The organism is Streptomyces sp. NPDC057249, assembly GCF_042669245.1.
Classification (GTDB): domain Bacteria; phylum Actinomycetota; class Actinomycetes; order Streptomycetales; family Streptomycetaceae; genus Streptomyces.
In genome coordinates this window covers 14,877-33,460 of the sequence record NZ_JBHUXS010000023.1, presented here as the reverse complement: position 1 = coordinate 33,460, position 18,584 = coordinate 14,877, and the positions used below count along the sequence as shown (strand labels likewise).

15 protein-coding genes are annotated in these 18,584 nt (G+C 72.8%); 9 read left to right on the top strand and 6 right to left on the bottom strand.

Features of this window, described 5'->3' with window-relative positions; all coding sequences use genetic code 11:
* Position 1: 1 nt before the first annotated feature.
* The 5 genes from ACFUJY_RS31160 (at position 2) to ACFUJY_RS31140 (ending at position 6,821) form a co-directional block, all read left to right on the top strand.
* The gene (locus ACFUJY_RS31160) at positions 2–1,360 is read left to right on the top strand and encodes a protoporphyrinogen/coproporphyrinogen oxidase (RefSeq protein ID WP_383305763.1); all 1,359 of its coding nucleotides are present in this window, start codon (positions 2–4) and stop codon (positions 1,358–1,360) included.
* Entirely contained in the window at positions 1,357–2,184 is an 828-nt protein-coding gene (locus ACFUJY_RS31155) for an SDR family NAD(P)-dependent oxidoreductase (RefSeq protein WP_383305761.1), read from the top strand. Before ACFUJY_RS31160 ends, ACFUJY_RS31155 begins: the two co-directional genes overlap by 4 nt.
* A 13-nt stretch (positions 2,185–2,197) precedes the next feature.
* A complete protein-coding gene (locus ACFUJY_RS31150) occupies positions 2,198–3,214 on the top strand; it encodes an acyl-CoA desaturase (RefSeq protein ID WP_383305759.1) in 1,017 nt (338 codons plus the stop codon).
* A gap of 43 nt (positions 3,215–3,257) precedes the next feature.
* The gene (locus ACFUJY_RS31145; protein WP_383305757.1) at positions 3,258–4,883 is read left to right on the top strand and encodes an AMP-binding protein; all 1,626 of its coding nucleotides are present in this window, start codon (positions 3,258–3,260) and stop codon (positions 4,881–4,883) included.
* 99 nt (positions 4,884–4,982) lie between these two features.
* Positions 4,983–6,821, top strand: a complete 1,839-nt coding sequence (locus ACFUJY_RS31140) for an acyl-CoA dehydrogenase (protein ID WP_383305755.1) — start codon at positions 4,983–4,985, stop codon at positions 6,819–6,821.
* On the opposite strand, the gene ACFUJY_RS31135 is transcribed toward ACFUJY_RS31140, so the two are convergent.
* On the bottom strand, positions 6,793–7,590 hold the full coding sequence (locus ACFUJY_RS31135; protein ID WP_383305753.1) for a thioesterase II family protein: 798 nt from the start codon (positions 7,588–7,590) through the stop codon (positions 6,793–6,795). The two genes, ACFUJY_RS31140 and ACFUJY_RS31135, sit on opposite strands and share 29 nt — an antisense overlap.
* A gap of 80 nt (positions 7,591–7,670) precedes the next feature.
* Between ACFUJY_RS31135 and ACFUJY_RS31130 the strand changes: the two genes are divergently transcribed.
* Positions 7,671–8,906, top strand: coding sequence for a DUF6357 family protein (locus ACFUJY_RS31130; protein ID WP_383305751.1), 1,236 nt, complete (start codon positions 7,671–7,673; stop codon positions 8,904–8,906).
* 12 nt (positions 8,907–8,918) lie between these two features.
* Here the strand turns inward: ACFUJY_RS31130 and ACFUJY_RS31125 are convergent, their stop codons facing one another.
* From ACFUJY_RS31125 to ACFUJY_RS31115, 3 genes are all read right to left on the bottom strand, one after another.
* A complete protein-coding gene (locus ACFUJY_RS31125) occupies positions 8,919–9,314 on the bottom strand; it encodes an FKBP-type peptidyl-prolyl cis-trans isomerase (RefSeq protein WP_383305749.1) in 396 nt (131 codons plus the stop codon).
* Positions 9,315–9,340: 26 nt separating this feature from the next.
* Entirely contained in the window at positions 9,341–10,525 is a 1,185-nt protein-coding gene (locus ACFUJY_RS31120; RefSeq protein ID WP_383305747.1) for a pyridoxal-phosphate dependent enzyme, read from the bottom strand.
* 108 nt (positions 10,526–10,633) lie between these two features.
* A complete protein-coding gene (locus ACFUJY_RS31115; RefSeq protein WP_383305745.1) occupies positions 10,634–11,059 on the bottom strand; it encodes a secondary thiamine-phosphate synthase enzyme YjbQ in 426 nt (141 codons plus the stop codon).
* A gap of 103 nt (positions 11,060–11,162) precedes the next feature.
* Between ACFUJY_RS31115 and ACFUJY_RS31110 the strand changes: the two genes are divergently transcribed.
* A complete protein-coding gene (locus ACFUJY_RS31110; RefSeq protein ID WP_383305859.1) occupies positions 11,163–12,254 on the top strand; it encodes an NAD(P)-binding domain-containing protein in 1,092 nt (363 codons plus the stop codon).
* Positions 12,255–12,273: 19 nt separating this feature from the next.
* Here ACFUJY_RS31110 and mltG read toward each other — a convergent pair whose 3' ends face one another.
* Positions 12,274–13,134: an endolytic transglycosylase MltG gene (gene mltG, locus ACFUJY_RS31105; RefSeq protein ID WP_383305743.1), complete on the bottom strand. Its 861-nt coding sequence runs from the start codon at positions 13,132–13,134 to the stop codon at positions 12,274–12,276.
* Positions 13,135–13,199: 65 nt separating this feature from the next.
* Entirely contained in the window at positions 13,200–15,005 is a 1,806-nt protein-coding gene (locus ACFUJY_RS31100; protein ID WP_383305741.1) for an ABC transporter ATP-binding protein, read from the bottom strand.
* 143 nt (positions 15,006–15,148) lie between these two features.
* Here ACFUJY_RS31100 and ACFUJY_RS31095 point away from each other — a divergent pair, with 143 nt between their 5' ends.
* Complete coding sequence (locus ACFUJY_RS31095; protein ID WP_383305739.1) at positions 15,149–15,592, top strand: MarR family winged helix-turn-helix transcriptional regulator; 444 nt, start codon at positions 15,149–15,151, stop codon at positions 15,590–15,592.
* A gap of 58 nt (positions 15,593–15,650) precedes the next feature.
* Positions 15,651–18,584: an FAD-binding and (Fe-S)-binding domain-containing protein gene (locus ACFUJY_RS31090; RefSeq protein WP_383305737.1), complete on the top strand. Its 2,934-nt coding sequence runs from the start codon at positions 15,651–15,653 to the stop codon at positions 18,582–18,584.

Genomic DNA, 18,584 nt, shown 5'->3' with positions numbered 1-18,584 from the left:
CATGGCAGTTGCACACACGAACGAGCGCACAGGCACCCGGCGGCGCGTGGCCGTCGTGGGGGCGGGCATATCCGGCCTCACCGCGGCCCTGCGCCTCGACCTCCTCGGCTACGACGTCGAGGTCGTCGAGTCGGCCGACATCCTCGGCGGCCGGTTCGGCCTCGACAGGCTCGGCGACCGGCCCGTCATGACGGGCGGCAAGAACATCGGCCGCCGCTACCACACCTTCCGCTGGTTCACCTCGGAGCTGGGCGCCGACGCGTACGAGTCCTTCGGCTACAACGCGTCCCGCATCAAGGACGGTGAGATCCTCACCATCGACAGCGAGCGGCGCAGCCAGACCCTGAAGAACATCCGCCGGATGGGCTCGGCCCGGGACTTCGCGCGGATGGCGGCGATGGCGGCCCGCATCCGCGCCGACGGCCGCAACCGCTTCCTCGGCTCCCGGTACTTCAGCGGGGTCTCACGGCGCCACGACCACGCCCCGCTCAGCTCCTTCTTCGGCCGCGAGATGACCGACATGCTGGTGCGGCCCATGGTCATCCGCAACAACGGGGCCGAGCCCGACGAGGTGTACCCGGGCACGTTCGGCACCAACCTGGCCATGCTGATGGACCACTACGACCAGCTGTCCGGCGGCATCCAGCCCGTCCTGGAAGCCTTCGCCAAGCGCGTACCGGTGCGCCTCGGCGCCACGGTGGAGGGGCTGGAGGTCCGCGACGGCAAGGTCACCGGGCTGCGCGTCAGCGAGGGCGGGGAGCCGCCACGGACCAGCGACTACGACGGCGTGGTGCTGGCGACCCCGGCCTACGCGACCGCCGAGATCGTCCGCTCCGCACGCCCCGCACTGGCCCGGCGGCTCTCCGACGTGAGCTACTTCCCGTCGACCGTGGTGCTCGTCGAGTACGACCGCCCCGTCTTCGACCACGACGTGCGGGCGCTCGCCATGGACGACGGACCGTGCAGCAACGCCGGTTCGTACGGGATGGAGGAGCGGCACATCGTCCGCTACACGTACAGCGGGCGGGAGGGACGCCTGACCGACCTCAGCCCGGAGAACATCGACCGGCTCACCACCGCCACCGAGGACCGCCTCGTGAAGTACCTCGGGGCACCGCGCGCCGAACGGGTCAACCTCCTGGTCAAGCACTGGAAGGCGGCCTACAGCGGCTACCTCCCGTACCACGCCGGGTTCCTCGCCGAGGTGCGCGAGAACGTCGCGGGCGTCGCGGGTCTGGAGCTCGCCGGCGACTACATCCAGGGCGTGTCCATCGAGGCGTGCGCCCGTACGGGCCGGGCCGCGGCCGGCCGGCTCGCCGCCCACCTCGCCTCGCCCTCGGCGCCCGGGGCGGCGGCGTGAGCGGCCCGGCCGGGTGGGCCGTCGTCACCGGCGCCTCCTCGGGCATCGGGGAGCACCTGGCCCGGGGCCTGGCCGCCCGGGGCCACGGGCTGTGGCTCGTCGCCCGCTCGACGGAGGCGCTGGAGAAGCTGGCGGCCGAACTGCGCGGCCGGCACGGCGTCCCGGTGCACGTGCGCACCTGCGACCTCGCCGACCCGGCGGCCCGGCAGGTCCTCGCGGAGGAACTGGCCACCGAGCCGGTCTCCGTGCTCTGCGCCAACGCGGGCTTCCCCACCTGCGGGCCGTTCAGCGAGAACGACCCCGCCGAGGAGCGCGCGGAGATCCAGCTCAACGTGGTCGCGCTGCACGCGCTGACGCAGGCGCTGCTGCCCGGCATGCTCGCCAGGCGGCGCGGCTCCGTCCTGATCACCGGTTCGACCGCGGGCTGCCAGCCGGTGCCGACCGCGGCCACCTACTCCGCCACCAAGGCGTTCGCGAACTCCTTCGCCGAGGCCCTGCACGTCGAGCTGCGCGGCACCGGGGTGAGCTGCACCCTGCTCGCCCCCGGCCCCGTGCGCACCAACTTCTACGCGGTGGCCGGCATGTCCGGGCTCCAGGACCAGGCGTTCCTGGCCTGGCTGACACCGCAGCGGGTCGCCGAGGCCGGTCTGCGCGGCATGGCCCGGGGACGCCGCCTGGTGGTCCCGGGGCCGGCCGCCAAGGCCCAGTACCTCGCGGGCCGCCACACCCCCCGCCCCCTGCTCTTCCCCGTGCTGCGCGCGGTGGTGCTGCCGGTGTTCCGCAGCGCCCGCGGCGCCACCCGTACACCCGACTTCCGCAAGTGAGAGGCACACGCACATGGACGGACTCAAGCACCGCTGGTTCATACTCGGGGCGTCGCTGATACCGCTGGTCGCGGTCTTCGGCGCCATGGTCCTGCTCTGGAACCGGATCTTCGGCTGGTCGGACGTGGTGGTCCTGGTCATCATGTACGCGATCTCCGGCTTCGGTATCTCGGCCGGTTACCACCGCATGCTGACCCACCGCTCGTTCGAGACGTACAAGCCGATCCGGGTCGCGCTGGCCACCGCCGGGGTGATGGCCGGACAGGGGCCGCCGCTGATCTGGGCGGCGCACCACCGCAAGCACCACCGCGTCGCCGACAAGCCCGGTGACCCGCACAGCCCGGTGCTGGACTTCGAGCCGGGCTTCAAGGGCACGATGGCCGGGCTCTGGCACGCCCACCTGGGCTGGCTGTTCGACGTCAACCTGACCTCCGACCCGATGCGCTACTGCCCGGACCTGGTCCGCGAGAAGTCGCTGCGGTGGCTCAGCGAACACCTGGTCCTGGTCACCGCGTCCAGCGTGGTGCTGCCCGGCCTCATCGCGTACGGCATCACCGGCGGCGACTGGCGGGCCGGACTGACCGGCATGCTCTGGGGCGGCCTCGTCCGCATCTTCCTGATCAACCACATGACGTACGCGGTCAATTCGGTCGGGCACGTCTTCGGCCGCCGCCGCTTCGACACCACCGACCAGTCGCGCAACGTCGCCTGGCTCTCCATCCCGTCCTTCGGCGAGGCGTGGCACAACAACCACCACGCCTTCCCGCGTTCGGCCCGGCACGGGATGAAGTGGTACGAGGTCGACCTCTCCGCGATCCTCATCTGGAGCCTGGAGAAGACCCGTCTGGCGTGGAAGGTCGTGCGCATCGATCCCGAGCGCATGGAGATGCGCGAGGCCGGTGTCAGCCGGGTCAACGCGGCCTCCGCCGACAAGCGGCAGCTCCTGGAGACCCAGCAGAACATCGCGCCCATGGCGGAGCGCGCCCGCTCCGCCCGCGAGGCCGACGCCTCACTGGTGGACGTGGAATAGCCCGGCCACCGCACAACGAGACGAGCAGAGGGGGATCACGCAGATGGAGTTCTTCAACGCCCTGACCTACGGCGACGCGCACGGCGTGCTGCACGAGTGGACGGGCGAGGCGTTCGAGCACACCCCCTGGCGCGAAGTCGTCAGGGACGCCCACGGCATGGCCGCCCAGCTCCGTGCGCTGGGCGTCGGGCCGGGCACCCGGGTGGCCGCCGTCCTCACCAACACGCCGGACTCGGTCCGGGGCCTCCTGGCGGCGTGGCTGGCCGGCGGCGCGGTGGCCTCGCTGCCGCTGCCGACCCGGGGCCAGAGCCAGGAGGCGTACGGGGAGCAACTGGTGGCGCTCACGGCGCGGCTGGACCCCACGCTGCTGGTGACCGACGACGCGCTGACCCCGATGGTCCCGGCGGAGCTGAGCAAGGAGCTCCCGGTGCACGGGTGGGCGATGCTGCGCGGCACGGGGCGTGTCGAGCCGAGCCCGCCGGGCCGGGACGACGTGGCCTTCATCCAGTACTCGTCCGGTTCGACGAGCACCCCGAAGGGCTGCGCGCTCACCACCCGGGCGATCGAGGAGCAGCTGCGGATCATCCTGCATCTGACGGGTGGCCGCCCGGGAGCGGACACCGTGGCCTCCTGGCTGCCCGTCTCGCACGACATGGGCATGTTCGGCTGTCTGCTGTACTCGTGGGCGTACGACTTCGACTTCGTGCTGTCGACGCCCGAGCGGTTCGGCATGGCGCCGCGCACCTGGTTCCGTGACATGTCCGAGTACGGGGCGACGATGACGGCGGGCACCAGCACCGCCGTGTATCTGGCCGCGCGGGCCCAGGGCAGGGGGACGCTGCCCAAGGAGCTGAAACTGCGGGCGGCCGTGATCGGCGCGGAGCGCGTCGACTGGGACACCCTCGCGGCGGCGACGGAGAAGTTCCGGCCCTTCGGTCTGGCCGACACCGCCTTCCAGCCCGCGTACGGGATGGCCGAGGCGACGCTCGCGGTGGCCGGGAAGCCGTGGGCGCAGGCGCCGAAGGCCCTCGCGTTCGACGGTCCGGCGCTGGTCGAGGGCTCGGTGGTGGAGGTGGCGCCGGACCACCCGAGGGCGACCCGGCTCGTCTCGAACGGCGTGGCCCTGCCGGGCGTCTCGGTCCGGGCGGGCGGCGCGGGCTCCGTGTCCGAGATCCTCGTGTCGTCGCCGAGCCTGGCCGGCGGCTACTACGCGGACCCGGAGCGCACCGCCGCGCGCTTCCAGGACGGCCGGCTGCGCACCGGTGACCTCGGCTTCGTGCTGGACGACGAGCTGTACGTCCTCGGACGCGCCGACGACATGCTCTCGGTGGGCGGCCGGAAGGTGTACGCCTCCGAGATCGAGTCGGCGGTCGACGCGCTGAGGAACATCCGCAAGGGGTGCGCGGCCGTGGTCGACGCGGGCGACTCGGGGACGGCCCGGCTGGTGCTGATGGTGGAGGCGCAGGGCAACCCGAAGGACTTCCGGCCGATCGCCGAGGAGGCGGCCTTGCTGGCCCTGGAGCGGACCGGGGTCGCACTCGCGGAGTGCCTGTTCCTGGCGCGCGGGGTGATCCCGAAGACGCCCAGCGGGAAGATCCAGCGGTTCCGCTGCCGCGCCCTGCTCGACGAGGGCCTGATCGAACCCGTCGCCCGGGTGACGTTCGCCTGACCCGCCGGAGGGGCCGGCGGCCCGTGCCGCCAGCCCCTCCGGACGGCCCCACCCGTATCCACGCCGCCGTACGAGGCGAGAAGGAGCAGATCACCGGCGATGAGCCACTACAAGTCGCACCTCAGGGACCTGGAGTTCAACCTGTTCGAGGTCCTGGGCCGCGCGCGGGCGTACGGCCGCGGGCCCTTCGCGGGCACCACGCCGGAGACCGCCCGGGACATCCTCGCCGCGGTGGAACGCCTCGCCGTGCACGAGCTCGCCGACTCCGCCGTCGAGGCGGACCGGAACCCGCCAATGTACGACCGGGCGGAGCGTACCGTCACGCTGCCCGAGGCGTTCAAGAAGGCGTACGCCCGCTGGACGGACTCCGGCTGGCACCTGCTCGACCTCCCCGAGTCGCTCGGCGGGGCGGGCGTGCCGCCGTCGCTGCGCTGGGCCGTGGCCGAACTGGTGCTGGGCGCCAACCCGGCGCTGTACATGTACCAGTCGACCGCCGGCTTCGCGAAGATCCTGGACCGCCTCGGCACGCCCGGCCAGCGGGGGCTGGCGCGGCTGCTCGTGGAGCGCGGGTGGGGCGCGACGATGGTCCTGACCGAGCCGGAGGCGGGCAGCGATGTGGGCGCCTGCCGGACCAGGGCCGTCCCGCAGCCGGACGGCACCTGGCACATCGAGGGCGTGAAGCGGTTCATCACCTCGGGCGAGCACGATCTGGCGGAGAACATCCTGCACTTCGTGCTGGCCCGTCCGGAGGGCGCCGGCCCCGGGACGAAGGGGCTCTCGCTCTTCCTGGTCCCCAAGTACCGGCCGGCCGACTTGACGGGTGAACCGGGGCCTCGCAACGGGGTGTTCGCCACCGCGCTGGAGGACAAGATGGGCCTCAAGGCGTCGGCCACCTGCGAACTCGTCTTCGGCGCGGGGGAACCGGCCGTCGGGATGCTGCTCGGCGAACGGCACGACGGCATCCGGCAGATGTTCCACATCATCGAACAGGCCCGGATGATCATCGGCACCAAGTCGATGGCGACGCTCTCGTCCGCCTACCGCAACGCCCTCGCGTACGCCAAGTCCCGTACCCAGGGAGCCGATCTGACCGCACTGGCCGACAAGTCGGCGCCCCGGGTGCCCATCCTCCGCCACCCGGACATGCGCCGTTCGCTGCTCCTGCAGAAGGGGTACGCGGAGGGGCTGCGGGCCCTCGTCCTGCACACGGCGGCCGTCCAGGACCGGATCGCGGAAGCGGAGGCGGCGGGCACCCGCGACGACGCGGCGCACGCCCTCAACGACCTGCTCCTGCCCATCGTCAAGGGCTACGGCTCCGAGCGGGCCTGCGAGCAGCTGGGGCACGCGCTGCAGACCCTGGGCGGCGCGGGCTACACGCAGGACTTCCCGATGGAGCAGTACATCCGCGACACCCGGATCGACACGCTCTACGAGGGCACGACCGCGATCCAGGGGATGGACCTCTTCTTCCGCAAGATCGCCCGGGACCAGGGCGGCGCGCTCTCCGCCCTCCTCGACGAGGTGCGGGCGACCGCCGCCGGGACCCCGGAGGACGGCACGCTCGCCCACGCCCATACGTTGCTCGCCCGGGCCGCCGACCATCTCCAGGCCATGGCGACGGGCCTCGGCGGACACCTCCTCGCGTCCCTGGAGGACCCGCAGGCCGCCTACCAGGTGGGGCGCGGCACGACGAGGCTGCTGATGGCGGCGGGCGACGTCCTGCTGGCCTGGCTGCTCCTGCGGCAGGCCGGGGTGGCGACGCGCCTGCTCGCGGACCCCGCCACCGCCGGGAGCGGCGCCCAGCGCTCCTTCTACCGGGGGAAGGTGGCGACGGCGGCCTTCTTCGCCGCGGAGGTGCTTCCGCTCGTCGCCGCCCAGCGGGAGATCGCGGACCGCGACGACGCCGTCCTCATGACGCTGGACGAGGACGCCTGGTAGACCGCGCCTCACGGACCTCCCCCGCCACCATGCGGACGACGTCGAGCAGCGGCCCGGGGTCCTCGCGGAAGTAGAAGTGCCCGCCGGGCAGGGCGAGCCGGCGGGTGACCCGGCTCAGCCACCGCCCCCAGCCGGCACTCTCGCCGGCCAGCCGGTCCTGCTCCTCGGTGCCGCAGAGCAGGGTCGCGGGCACGTCCAGCGGGGGCCCCGGCGCGTGGGCGTACGTCTCGAAGAGCTGGATGTCGGCCCGCAGCGGTGCGAGGACGAGCCGCCGCAGCCGCGCGTCCCCGTGCACCTGCTCGGGCAGCGGCCCCCACCGCGCCTCGGCGGCGGTGATCAGGTCGTCGTCGGGCAGGGTGTGCAGCCACCGGGCCGGCTCCGCGCCGCCGAAGGAGTGCGGCGCGGGGCACGACGACAGGATCACCTGCTCGGGCATCTCCCGCCCCAGCCGCCGCAACGCCCGCGCCGTCTCGTACGCCAGCAGCCCGCCGAAGCTGTGCCCGAGCAGCACGAAGGGCCCGGCGAACCGCGTCTCACCGACCAGCGAACCGACGAGCGCCCCGACGGAGGTGTGCGCGTCCTCCGCCCGCCGTACGGACCGCCCGGGCAACTGCACGCCCCAGAACTGCACCTCCGGCACCAGGTCACCCCATGCCAGATACTCTCCGCAGGACCCCCCGGCGTGCGCGAACACATACACGTGGAGCGCCGCGCCGCCCCGTTCGCGACGACGCGTGAGCCAGGGGGAGGTCCGGGTACGAAGATCCATGCGTCAAGGTATCCCCGGAGCCGTACCGCCCGGTCAAGCCCGGACGGAGCCGGTCTCGGCCGGTGGGGAAGACTGGGGCCATGAGTGATGTCGTGTTCACGCGCGGGAGCGGCTGGATTCCGAGCGTGGTCCGCGAGGACGGTGTGCTGAGGCTGGTGCTCGGGGCCGGGGCGGATGCCAATCATGAGCCCCGTACGTTCTCGTTCCCGATCGCGGAGGAGCATCTCGCGGTTATCCGGGAGGACCTGGGCCGGCATCTGCTGCTGTGGAGCGCGGTTCTTCCGCTGTGCGATGCCGCCGGAACACGGGGCCCTCTCGATGAGGAAGCCGCCGTCGCGCTCCTGGACCCGGTCCTGCTCGCCGGGCCCGCCGCCGTCGACGCGTACTTCCGGCGCATCCCCTGGGACAGGGGCCGGCTCGTCGCGCACGGAGCCGGCGTCGAGTTGCTCGACCGGGGGCAGGTCTGTGCGGCGATGCGCACCGCGACGGAGGCGTCCGACGCGAAACGGGCCCAGGAGTACCACGCCCGACGCCGTCGTGCCGAGCGCGGCACCGTGCTCGGGCCGCTCGACGCGGCGGTTCTGAGGTACACCGGCCAGTACGTGCACGGCGCGACGGTCCCGCGACGGTTGCCCGACGCCGTCGACGCCGTGCTGCTGCCCGAGGTCATGCGGGTGGTCGCGACCGCGGAGCACGCGTGCGCCGGCCTGCGGATCGGCCGCGATCCGCGCCGGGGCCGGCGGGGCACGGACAAGGCGGACTGGGAGCGGATGGCGACGGCGGTCGGGGCGGCCGTCCGCCGGGCGCACCCGGGCCTCGCCGACGAGGCGGTGCGCAGCGTGGGATTCCTGATGTGCTCCGAGGCCGTCGACCGCGCCAGGAGCACCCCCCTGGAAGCGTACGAGGAGACCGCCGAGGGCCGCACGGTCCTGACGTTCACCGACGACAAGGACGCCGAGAAGAAGTGGCGCCCGGGCGGTCCCCGCAGCGCCGCGGTGGAGTTCTGGCAGTTCGTCGAGGATCGTGTCGCGTCGGACAACGAGGTCTTCACCATCGAGGACGAGGAGAGGGGCGAAGGAATCCAGGTCCACTTCTACGCGGATTCCGCCGCCCGGATCACGACCGTGCGCGAGGGCGCGGGCGGGGCCGGCCCGGAGTACCGGGTCGAGTACGGCCTGGTCGACGGAATCGGCGGGTACCGGAGCCTGGTGAGCGCCTTCGTCCGTGGCGGCTGCGCGGCGCTCGACGGACTGGGCCCGTGGATCTCGGACCACGCCGCGTTCGAGCGCGCGCGTCGGCGGCGGGGCGGAAGGTAGGGCGCGCCGGGTTCAGGCCGCGCCGCCCGGCCCCACCACCGTGAGAAGGTCCACGACGAAGATCAGGGTCGAGTCCGGCGGGATGGAGGCGGAGGGTGCCTGCTTGCCGTACCCGAGACGCGGGGGCACGACGATCTCGCGCCGGCCGCCGGCCCTCATGCCGCGCACGCCCCGGTCCAGGCCCTTGACGGCCTTGCCGCCACCGACGGCGAACTTGAACGGCCGGTCCTGCTCCCAGGAGGAGTCGAACTCCCTCCCGGTCGCGAACGTGACCCCGACGTAGTGGACCCGGACCACCCTGCCCGGCAGCGCCTCGGGCCCCTCCCCGACCACCAGGTCCCGGGTCGTCAACTCGGTGGGCGCGGCGCCCTCCGGCACCTCGACCTCGGGCTTGGCCGGTTCACTCATGATGGGTCCCTCGCTCGTCGGCACGGCTACTCCGTGCTGTCCGCTTCCCGGACGCCGTCACCGTAACCGGTGAACACCGCGGCCATCTTCTCGGCGGACTTGAGGCCCGCGCCGGTGAGCACGACGACGGTCGTCTCGTCCGACGCGATCTCACCGGAGGCGATGAAGTGGTCGAGGGCCGCCGCCGCGACGCTGCTGGTCGGCTCGGCGTACAGGCCGCGTGCGCTCAGGGCGCGTACGGCGGCGTGGATCTCCGCCTCGGGCACGGCGTACGCGGCTCCGCCGGAGCGGCGGACGGCCGCCACCGCCTCGGGCAGCCGGACCGGTCGGGCGATGGACGCGCCCTCGGCGATCGTCGGCACCCGTTCGCCCCGGTGGCCCGGGGCGACGCCGTTGAGCGTGTCGGCGATGGTCGCCCAGTGCTCGGGCTGGCCGACGAAGAGGCGCGGGCGCCTGTCGATCTGTCCGGCGGCGAGCAGCTCGCCGAACGCGAGGTCGCAGCCGATGACGTTGCTGCCGGCTCCGGCCACCAGGACCACGTTGTCGGGCGCGGTGAAGCCCAGGGACTCCCACATCTCGTAGGCGACGGTCTTGGTGCCCTGGAGGAACATGGGGTGCCAGTTGTGGCTCGCGTAGGGAATCCGCTCCGACTGCCGGATCGCCTCCTCCGAGACCTCGTCGCGGGTCCCCGCCACGAGCTCGATCTCGGCTCCGTACGCCCGGGCCTGGAGGATCTTGGCCGCCGAGGTGGCGGCCGGGACGATGATCCTGGCGCGGATACCGGCAGCGGCGGCGTACGCGGCCACCGCGGAGCCGCCGTTCCCCGAACTGTCCTCGAGCACCCGGTCCACGCCCTGCGCCGCAAGGTGGGAGATCATCACGGACACCCCCCGGTCCTTGAAGCTGGAGGTCGGATTGAACCACTCCAGCTTGAAGTGCACCCGCCGGCCGCCCCAGTCGACCGGGATCATCGGCGTACAGCCTTCGCCCAGGCTCACCCGGCGGCCGGCCGGGACGGGGAGGGCGGCGTGATAGCGCCAGAGGGAGCGCTCGGCAGCGTCGATCTGCTCCGGCCGCAGCCCCGGCAGCGCACTGACGGCGAGGGGACCCCCGTCGTCGCCCCGCCAGCGCGGATCGTCCAGCGGATAGCTCCGGCCGGACCGGTCGCGCAGAACGGGGGCGTCGGCACCTGAAGGCAGTTCGTCGGTCATGTCTGGTCCCGGCTTCTCCTGACTCGGCGTGCACTGCAGGTGAGACGCACCGTCTGAACAGCACGTAGAGGGGGTGCGCGCGGAAGCAGCCGACCGCAGCGCCTCCGATCATCCCAGGAAGCTCAACCGCACCCGCCGCTCCGCGTTGTCGACGTTCGTGTCGACCAGGCACACCGACTGCCACGTGCCCAGTTCCAGGCGGCCCTCGATCACCGGCAGGGTCGCGTGCGGGGGGACGAGGGCCGGGACCACGTGGTCGCGGCCGTGGCCGGGGTGGCCGTGGCGGTGCTGCCAGCGGTCGTCGGCCGGGAGCAGGGTGTGGAGGGCGGAGAGGAGGTCGTCGTCGCTGCCCGCGCCGGTCTCCAGGACCGCGATCCCGGCGGTGGCGTGCGGGACGAAGATGTTGAGCAGGCCGTCGCGGCCGGAGGCCGCGCGGGTGAGAAACTGTTCGCAGTCCGATGTCAGGTCGGTGACGGTCTCCGTCGAGCCCGTCGTGAGGTGCAGGACCGTGGTGGTGAAGGCGGCAGAAGACATGCTGCCCATCCTGCCGCGCCCTCGGGCCGAATCCGCTGAGCGACGGGCACGCGGGAAGTTCCGTGAGCCCGTCTTAGTTGGTAGAAGCGTGAACGATATGGCGATGCGGTCGGTGGACGTCGTGGTGATCGGCGCCGGGCAGGCGGGGCTGTCCGCCGCGTACCACCTGCGGCGCAGCGGGCTGGAGCCGGACCGCGACTTCGTGGTCCTCGACCATGCGCCGGCACCGGGCGGCGCCTGGCAGTTCCGGTGGCCTTCGCTGACGTACGGCAAGGTGCACGGCATGCACGCGCTGCCGGGCATGACGCTGACCGGTGCGGACGCGGAGCGGCCCTCGTCCGAGGTCATCGGGGCCTACTTCGACCGGTACGAGCGCGCCTTCGGGCTGCGCGTGCACCGGCCGGTCGACGTCGCCGCCGTACGCGAGGGCGAAGGCGGCCGACTGCTGGTGGAGACCTCCGAGGGTACGTACGCGACGCGGGCCCTGGTCAACGCGACCGGGACCTGGGACCGGCCCTTCTGGCCCCGCTACCCCGGGCAGGAGACCTTCCGGGGCCGGCAGCTGCACACGGCCGGATACCCGGGCCCGGCCGAGTTCGCCGGACAGCGGGTGGTCGTGGTGGGCGGCGGCGCCTCCGGGACGCAGCACCTGATGGAGATCGCCGAGGTCGCGGCGGAGACCCACTGGGTCACGCGCCGGCCGCCGGTCTTCCGGGAGGGGCCCTTCGGGGCGGACCAGGGGCGGGCCGCGGTCGCCATGGTGGAGGAGCGGGTGCGGCGCGGGCTGCCGCCGCAGAGTGTGGTGAGCGTGACGGGGCTGCCCGTCAACGACTCCGTCCGGCGGGCCCGCGAGTCCGGGGTGCTGGACCGGCTCCCCATGTTCGACCGGATCACGCCCACCGGTGTCGCCTGGGACGACGGCCGCGGCATCGAGGCCGACGTCATCCTCTGGGCCACCGGGTTCCGCGCGGCCATCGATCACCTCGCCCCCCTGCGGCTGCGGGAGCGCGGCGGCGGCATCCGGGTCGAGGGCACCCGAGCCGTACGCGACCCGCGCGTCCACCTCGTCGGTTACGGCCCCTCCGCCAGCACGATCGGCGCCAACCGCGCCGGACGGGCCGCCGTGCGGGAGATCGTCGCGCTGCTGCGGGAGGAGCAGGCCGCGGCGCCCGCGGAGGTGCCCGCCTTCGCCTGAGGGCAGGCACCCTCTCGTCTCATCCCCCTCCCTCACGGTTCCGGTTGAACTCCGCCACGTTCCGCTGCTGCTCCGCGTAGTCGTCCGTGAAGCGGGTGTCGCCCGGGCCCACCGTCACGAAGTACAGCCAGGGGCCCGGTGTGGGGGTGATCGCCGCGGTCATCGCCTGTTCGCCCGGGTTGCCGATCGGGGTGGGCGGGAGGCCCTTGTGGGCGTAGCTGTTGTAGGGGCTGGCGAGCTTCGTGTCGCCCGTGGTGGTGTCCAGTGTGCTGCGGTTCAACGCGTAGTTGAGGGTGGAGTCCATCTGGAGGGGCATGCCCCGGTCGAGGCGGTTGTGGATGACGCGGGCGACCTTGCCCATGTCCGCCTCGGTGTCCGCCTCGGCCTGGACGATGCTGGCGATGGTCACCGTCTGGTACACGGTCACGTCGTTGCGGCGTGCGCCCGCCGTGATGCGGTCGGCGTCGAAGTGGCGGCCCGCCGTGTCGGTCATGTAGCGCAGCAGGCTCTTCGGGGTGGTCGCGGAGGTGACCGGGTACGTCGCCGGGTAGAGGTAGCCCTCGGGGTTTCCCTTGGCGGCGGCCGGGAGCGGCAGGTCCGACGTCGGCGCCGCCCCCGCGGTCGTGCCGGCGGGGATGCCGAGGGCCTGGTCGACTGCCGCGTAGACCTGGGTCGCCCGGCGGCCCTCGGGGATCACCAGGGTGCGGGCCGCCTCTTGGGTCTTCGGCCCTCGCGTGAGCACGGGGACGAGCACCGCCGCGGCCACGACGAGGACGAGGAGGGAGCCGATGAGCAGCGTCAGGCGGCCGCGCCGGGTCAGGCGCGTGCGGCGGCGGGGCGGGGTGACCGGAGGCGGGATGTCCGGGGTCTCGTGCGCCATGCGGGCACGCTAACCCGCGCCGGTCCCGGCCCCGGGGACGCCATGCCCGGCGGTATGTTTCCCGGTCAGCCCGCCACCGGGGCCATCTCCGTGTCGCGGCGGACCAGTGCCGCGTACCGTCCGTCGAGCCGGAGCAGTTCCTCGTGGGTGCCGCGTTCCGCCGTGCGGCCGCCGTCGAGGACGACGATCTGGTCGGCGTCGCGGACGGTGGAGAGCCGGTGGGCGATGGTGATCGTGGTGCGTCCGGCGGAGAGTGCGTCGATGGCCTCCTGCACGGCGAATTCGGTCCGGGTGTCGAGCGCGCTCGTGGCCTCGTCCAGGATCAGCACCGCAGGGTCGCGCAGGATCGTCCGGGCGATGGCCAGGCGCTGCTTCTCGCCGCCGGAGAAGCGGTAGCCGCGTTCCCCCACCAGGGTGTCGTAGCCGTCGGGGAGGGAGGCGATGTGGTCGTGGATCTGTGCGGCGCGGGCCGCCGCCTCGATCTCCTCGTCCGTGGCGTCCGGCTTCGCGAAGCGCAGGTTCTCGGCGACCGAGGCGTGGAAGAGGTACGTCTCCTGCGAGACGACTCCGACCGCACGGGCGAGGGTGTCGAAGTCGAGGTCGCGCACGTCGACCCCGTCGAGGGTGACCCGGCCGCCGGTCACGTCGTACAGCCGGGGCACCAGGTAGCTGAGGGTGGACTTGCCGGACCCCGTGGGGCCGACGACGGCCAGTCCGGCTCCGGCGGGAACCGTGACGTCGACGCCGCTGAGGGTCGGGCCGCTCTTCTCGTCGTAGCTGAAGTCCACGTTCTCGAAGCGGACCTCGCCGCGGATCTTCTCCAGACGCACCGGATTCTCCGGCTCCGTGATGTCCACGGTGAGGTCGAGGTATTCGAAGATCCGCTGGAAGAGGGCGAGGGACGTCTGCATCTGCACTCCGGTGGAGAGCAGGCTCACGGCGGGGCGGAACAGGCCCTGCTGGAGGGAGACGAAGGCGACCAGGGTGCCGATCGAGACGACGGGTCCGCCGGAGTGCAGGGCTGTGCCGGCGGCCCAGTAGATGACGGCCGGCATGGCGGCCATGACGATGCCGATCGTGGACATCCGCCACCGTCCGGCCATGCTGGCGCGCACTTCGAGGTCGACCAGCCGCTCGGATTCCTCGGCGAAGCCCTGGGTGAGCGAGTCGGAGCGGCCCATCGTGCGGCCGAGCAGGATGCCGCTGACGGACAGCGACTCGGTGACGGTGGCGGCCATGGCGGCCATCTGCTTCTGGCGCTGGGTGGTGATTTTCTTGCGTTCGCGGCCGACCCGGCGGCTGATCCAGACGAAGACCGGCAGCAGGAGCAGCGAGACGACGGTGAGCCGCCAGTCGAGCGCGAGCATGGCGACGACGGTGGCGATGACCGCGGTGAGGTTGGAGACGAGCGAGGTCGCCGTCGAGGTGACGGTGGCCTGCATGCCCCCGATGTCGTTGGCGATCCGCGACTGGACCTCGCCCGTGCGGGTCCGGGTGAAGAAGGCGAGCGGCATCCGCTGCAACTGGGTGTAGACGGCGGTGCGCAGGTCGTGCATGACGCGCTGGCCGACGGTGGTGGAGATGAGGGTCTGGAGCACGCCGAAGACGCTGTTCATCACGGCGGTCAGGATCATGCCGAGGGCGAGCAGCGTGAGCAGCCCGGTCCGCCCCTGCGGGAGGGCGGTGTCCAGGATCTCGCGGAGCAGGAACGGCGAGGCGACCGACACCAGCGACGAGGCGCCGACGAGCAGTCCGACCACCGCGAGGCGGCCGCGGTACGGGCGGAAGAGGCGGAGGATGCGGCGCAGCTCGGCGGGCGGCCGGGCGGCGTCCTCGGGCGGTGGGGTCCACGTGGGTTCGTCGGGCTTCATGGGCTCCTTCGTCGGACGTGCGGCAACGGGACGGGGCGGGCCGCCCGGGCGCGGGGATCGCGACCGTGACAGTCGAGCCGAATGAGAGCATAGCTCATTGTTACCCACACTCACAATGAACGGGGTCCTGATATCGTTCCCCCATGGACTCCCCCGATCCCGACGGCATGCTCGCCGAACAGCTGCTGCGGCTGACGCGCAGGCTCCAGCGCATCCAGGGCCGCCAGCTGGAGCCGATCGGCATCACGCCCGCGCAGTTCCGGCTGCTGCGCACCGTCGCTCATTACGACGGGCCGCCCCGGATGGCGGATCTCGCGCAGCGCCTCGACGTGGTCCCCCGCGCCGTCACCACGCTGGTCGACGCCCTGGAGGCGAGCGGCAGGGTGCGCCGTGTCCCCGATCCGGACAGCCGTAGGGTGGTCCGGATCGAGATCACGGACGAGGGCATCGCCACGCTCCGCTCGCTGCGCGACGCGCGCCGGGCGGCCGCAGAGGAGATCCTGGCTCCGTTGACCGCCGACCAGCGCGAGGTGCTCGGCGGCCTGCTGACCACCCTGGTCGACGGAATGCCGGCGCGCCGCTGCTGACCGGTCACGGGCCGCGGCGCCGAGCCGTCCGACCGACTAGTCCGCCGAGGAGAACCACATGCCGCTGCTGGAGCCGGACCCCGACACGCTGCGCCCCGCGGCGGTGCGCCCGCCCGCCCACGACCGCGTCCCCGACGTGCGGGCGCAGGGCGCGCCGGAGGAGCTGCGCGCCGGCCTGACCGCCCTGCTCGGCGCGGAGAAGGTGCTCTGGAAGGTCTCCGACCTGGTGAAGTACGCCTCGGACGCCAGTCCGTACCGGTTCGTGCCCCAGGTGGTCGTCGTCCCCGAGGACCTGGACGACATCTCGGCGATCCTTTCGTACGCGCACGGCAAGGGTCGCAACGTGGTCTTCCGCGCGGCCGGCACCAGCCTCAACGGCCAGGCCCAGGGCGAGGACATCCTGGTGGACGTCCGGCGGAACTGGTCGGGCATCGAAGTCCTGGACGACGGGGCCCGCGCCCGCATCCGCCCCGGGACGACGGTCGTACGGGCCAACGCCGCCCTGGCCCGGCACGGCAGGCTGCTGGGCCCCGACCCGGCCAGCGCCATCGCGTGCACGATCGGCGGAGTCGTCGCCAACAACGCCTCGGGCATGACCGCGGGGACCACCCGGAATTCGTACCGGACCGTCTCCTCGCTGACCTTCGTGCTGCCGAGCGGCACCGTCGTGGACACCGCCGACCCGGCGGCCGACGAGGACCTGGCCCGGGCCGAGCCGCGCCTGTGCGAGGGGCTGCTGGCGCTGAAGGCGGAGATCGAGGCGGACGCGGCACTCACGGCGCGTATCCGCGCCAAGTACGAGATCAAGAACACCAACGGCTACCGGCTGGACGCGTTCCTCGACGGCTCGACCCCGGTGGAGATCCTGCGCGGCCTCATGGTCGGCTCCGAGGGGACGTTCGGCTTCATCTCCGAGGTCGTCTTCGACACCCTGCCGCTGGACCGCCGGATCTCCACGGCGCTGCTGTTCTTCCCCTCGCTGACCGCCGCGGCCGCCGCCGTCCCGCTGTTCAACGAGGCGGGGGCGATCGCCGTCGAGCTGATGGACGGCAACACCCTGCGCGCCTCGGTGAGCGTGCAGGGTGTTCCCGCGGACTGGGCGGGGCTGCCGAAGGAGACCGCCGCGCTGCTGGTGGAGTTCCGGGCCCCGGACGAGGCGGGCCAGGAGGCGTACGAGCGGGCGGCGGCCGATGTGGTGCGGCGGCTGGAGCTGGTCCGGCCCGTCACCTCGGTGACCAACGAGTTCACCCGGGACGCCCGCACCATCTCCGGCTACTGGAAGGCCCGCAAGGCGTTCGTCACCGCGGTCGGCGGCTCCCGCCCCTCGGGTACGACGCTGATCACCGAGGACTTCGCGGTCCCGCCGTCCCGGCTGGCCGACGCCTGCGAGGCGCTGCTCGCGCTCCAGGCCGAGCACGGCTTCGACGCCGCCGTCGCCGGGCACGCGGCGCACGGCAACCTGCACTTCCTGCTGGCCTTCGACGCGGCCCGGCCCTCCGACGTCGACCGGTACGCCGCCTTCATGGCGGACTTCTGCCGGCTGACGGTGGAGCGGTTCGACGGATCGCTCAAGGCGGAGCACGCGACGGGCCGCAACATCGCCCCCTTTCTCGAACTGGAGTGGGGTCCGCAGGCCACCGAACTGATGTGGCGTACGAAGCAGGTCATCGACCCCGACGGGGTGCTGGCGCCGCGGATCGTCCTCGACCGCGACCCGAAGGCCCATCTGCGCGGGCTCAAGACCATCCCGAAGGTCGAGGCGGTCGCCGACCCCTGCATCGAGTGCGGCTTCTGCGAACCGACCTGCCCCAGCCACGACCTGACGACCTCACCGCGTCAGCGGATCGTGCTGCGCCGCGAGATGATGCGCCAGCCCGACGGCTCCCCCGTCGAGACGGGCCTGGTCGACGCCTACGGCTACGACGCCGTGGACACCTGCGCCGGTGACTCCACCTGCAAGCTGGCCTGCCCGGTCGGCATCGACACGGGCGCCATGATGAAGGGCTTCCGCCACCAGCGGCACTCCCCGCGCGAGGAGCGGATCGCCGCGCTCGCCGCCAAGCACTTCCGTACGGCGGAGACGGCGGCGCGGCTCGCGGTCGCCGCGGCGAGCAGGATCGACGACCGGCTGCTGCAAGGGGTGACCCGGCTCGCCCGCCGGGCGGTGCACCCCGATCTGGTCCCCGAGTGGCTCCCGGAGGTCCCCGGCGCCGCGCCCCGCAAGCTGCCGCGCACCTCCAGGGCGGGGGCGAGCGCGGTCTACTACCCGGCCTGCGTCAACCGCATCTTCGGCAGCCCGGACAGCCATCGCGGCCCGTCGCTGCCGCAGGCCGTGGTGGCCGTGTCGGCGCGGGCGGGAAAGCCCGTGTGGATTCCGGACGACGTCAACGGCACCTGCTGCGCCACCATCTGGCACTCCAAGGGGTACGACTCCGGCAACGCCGTGATGGCCAACCGGATCGTGGAGGCGGCCTGGGGCTGGACGGCGGGCGGGAAGCTTCCGCTGGTGGTCGACGCCTCCTCGTGCACGCTGGGCATCGCGCACGAGGTGGTCCCGTACCTCACCGAGGACAACCGGGCGCTGCACCGCGAGCTGACCGTGGTCGACTCCCTGGTCTGGGCGGCGGACGAACTGCTCCCGGAGCTGACGGTGGTACGCAGGTCCCGTTCGGCGGTGCTGCATCCGACCTGTTCCATGGAGCATCTGGACGATGTGGACCGGCTGCGCGCGGTCGCCGACGCCTGCGCGGAGGAGGCCGTGATCCCGGACGACGCCGCGTGCTGCGGTTTCGCGGGCGACCGCGGGATGCTGCACAAGGAGCTGACGGCGTCCGCGACCGCCAAGGAGGCCGCCGAGGTGCGGTCCCGGGAGTACGACGCGTACCTCTCGGCCAACCGGATGTGCGAGATCGGCATGGACCGGGCGACGGGCCGTTCGTACCACTCGGCTCTGATGGAGCTGGAGTGGGCGACCCGCCCGGGCCCCGCCTGA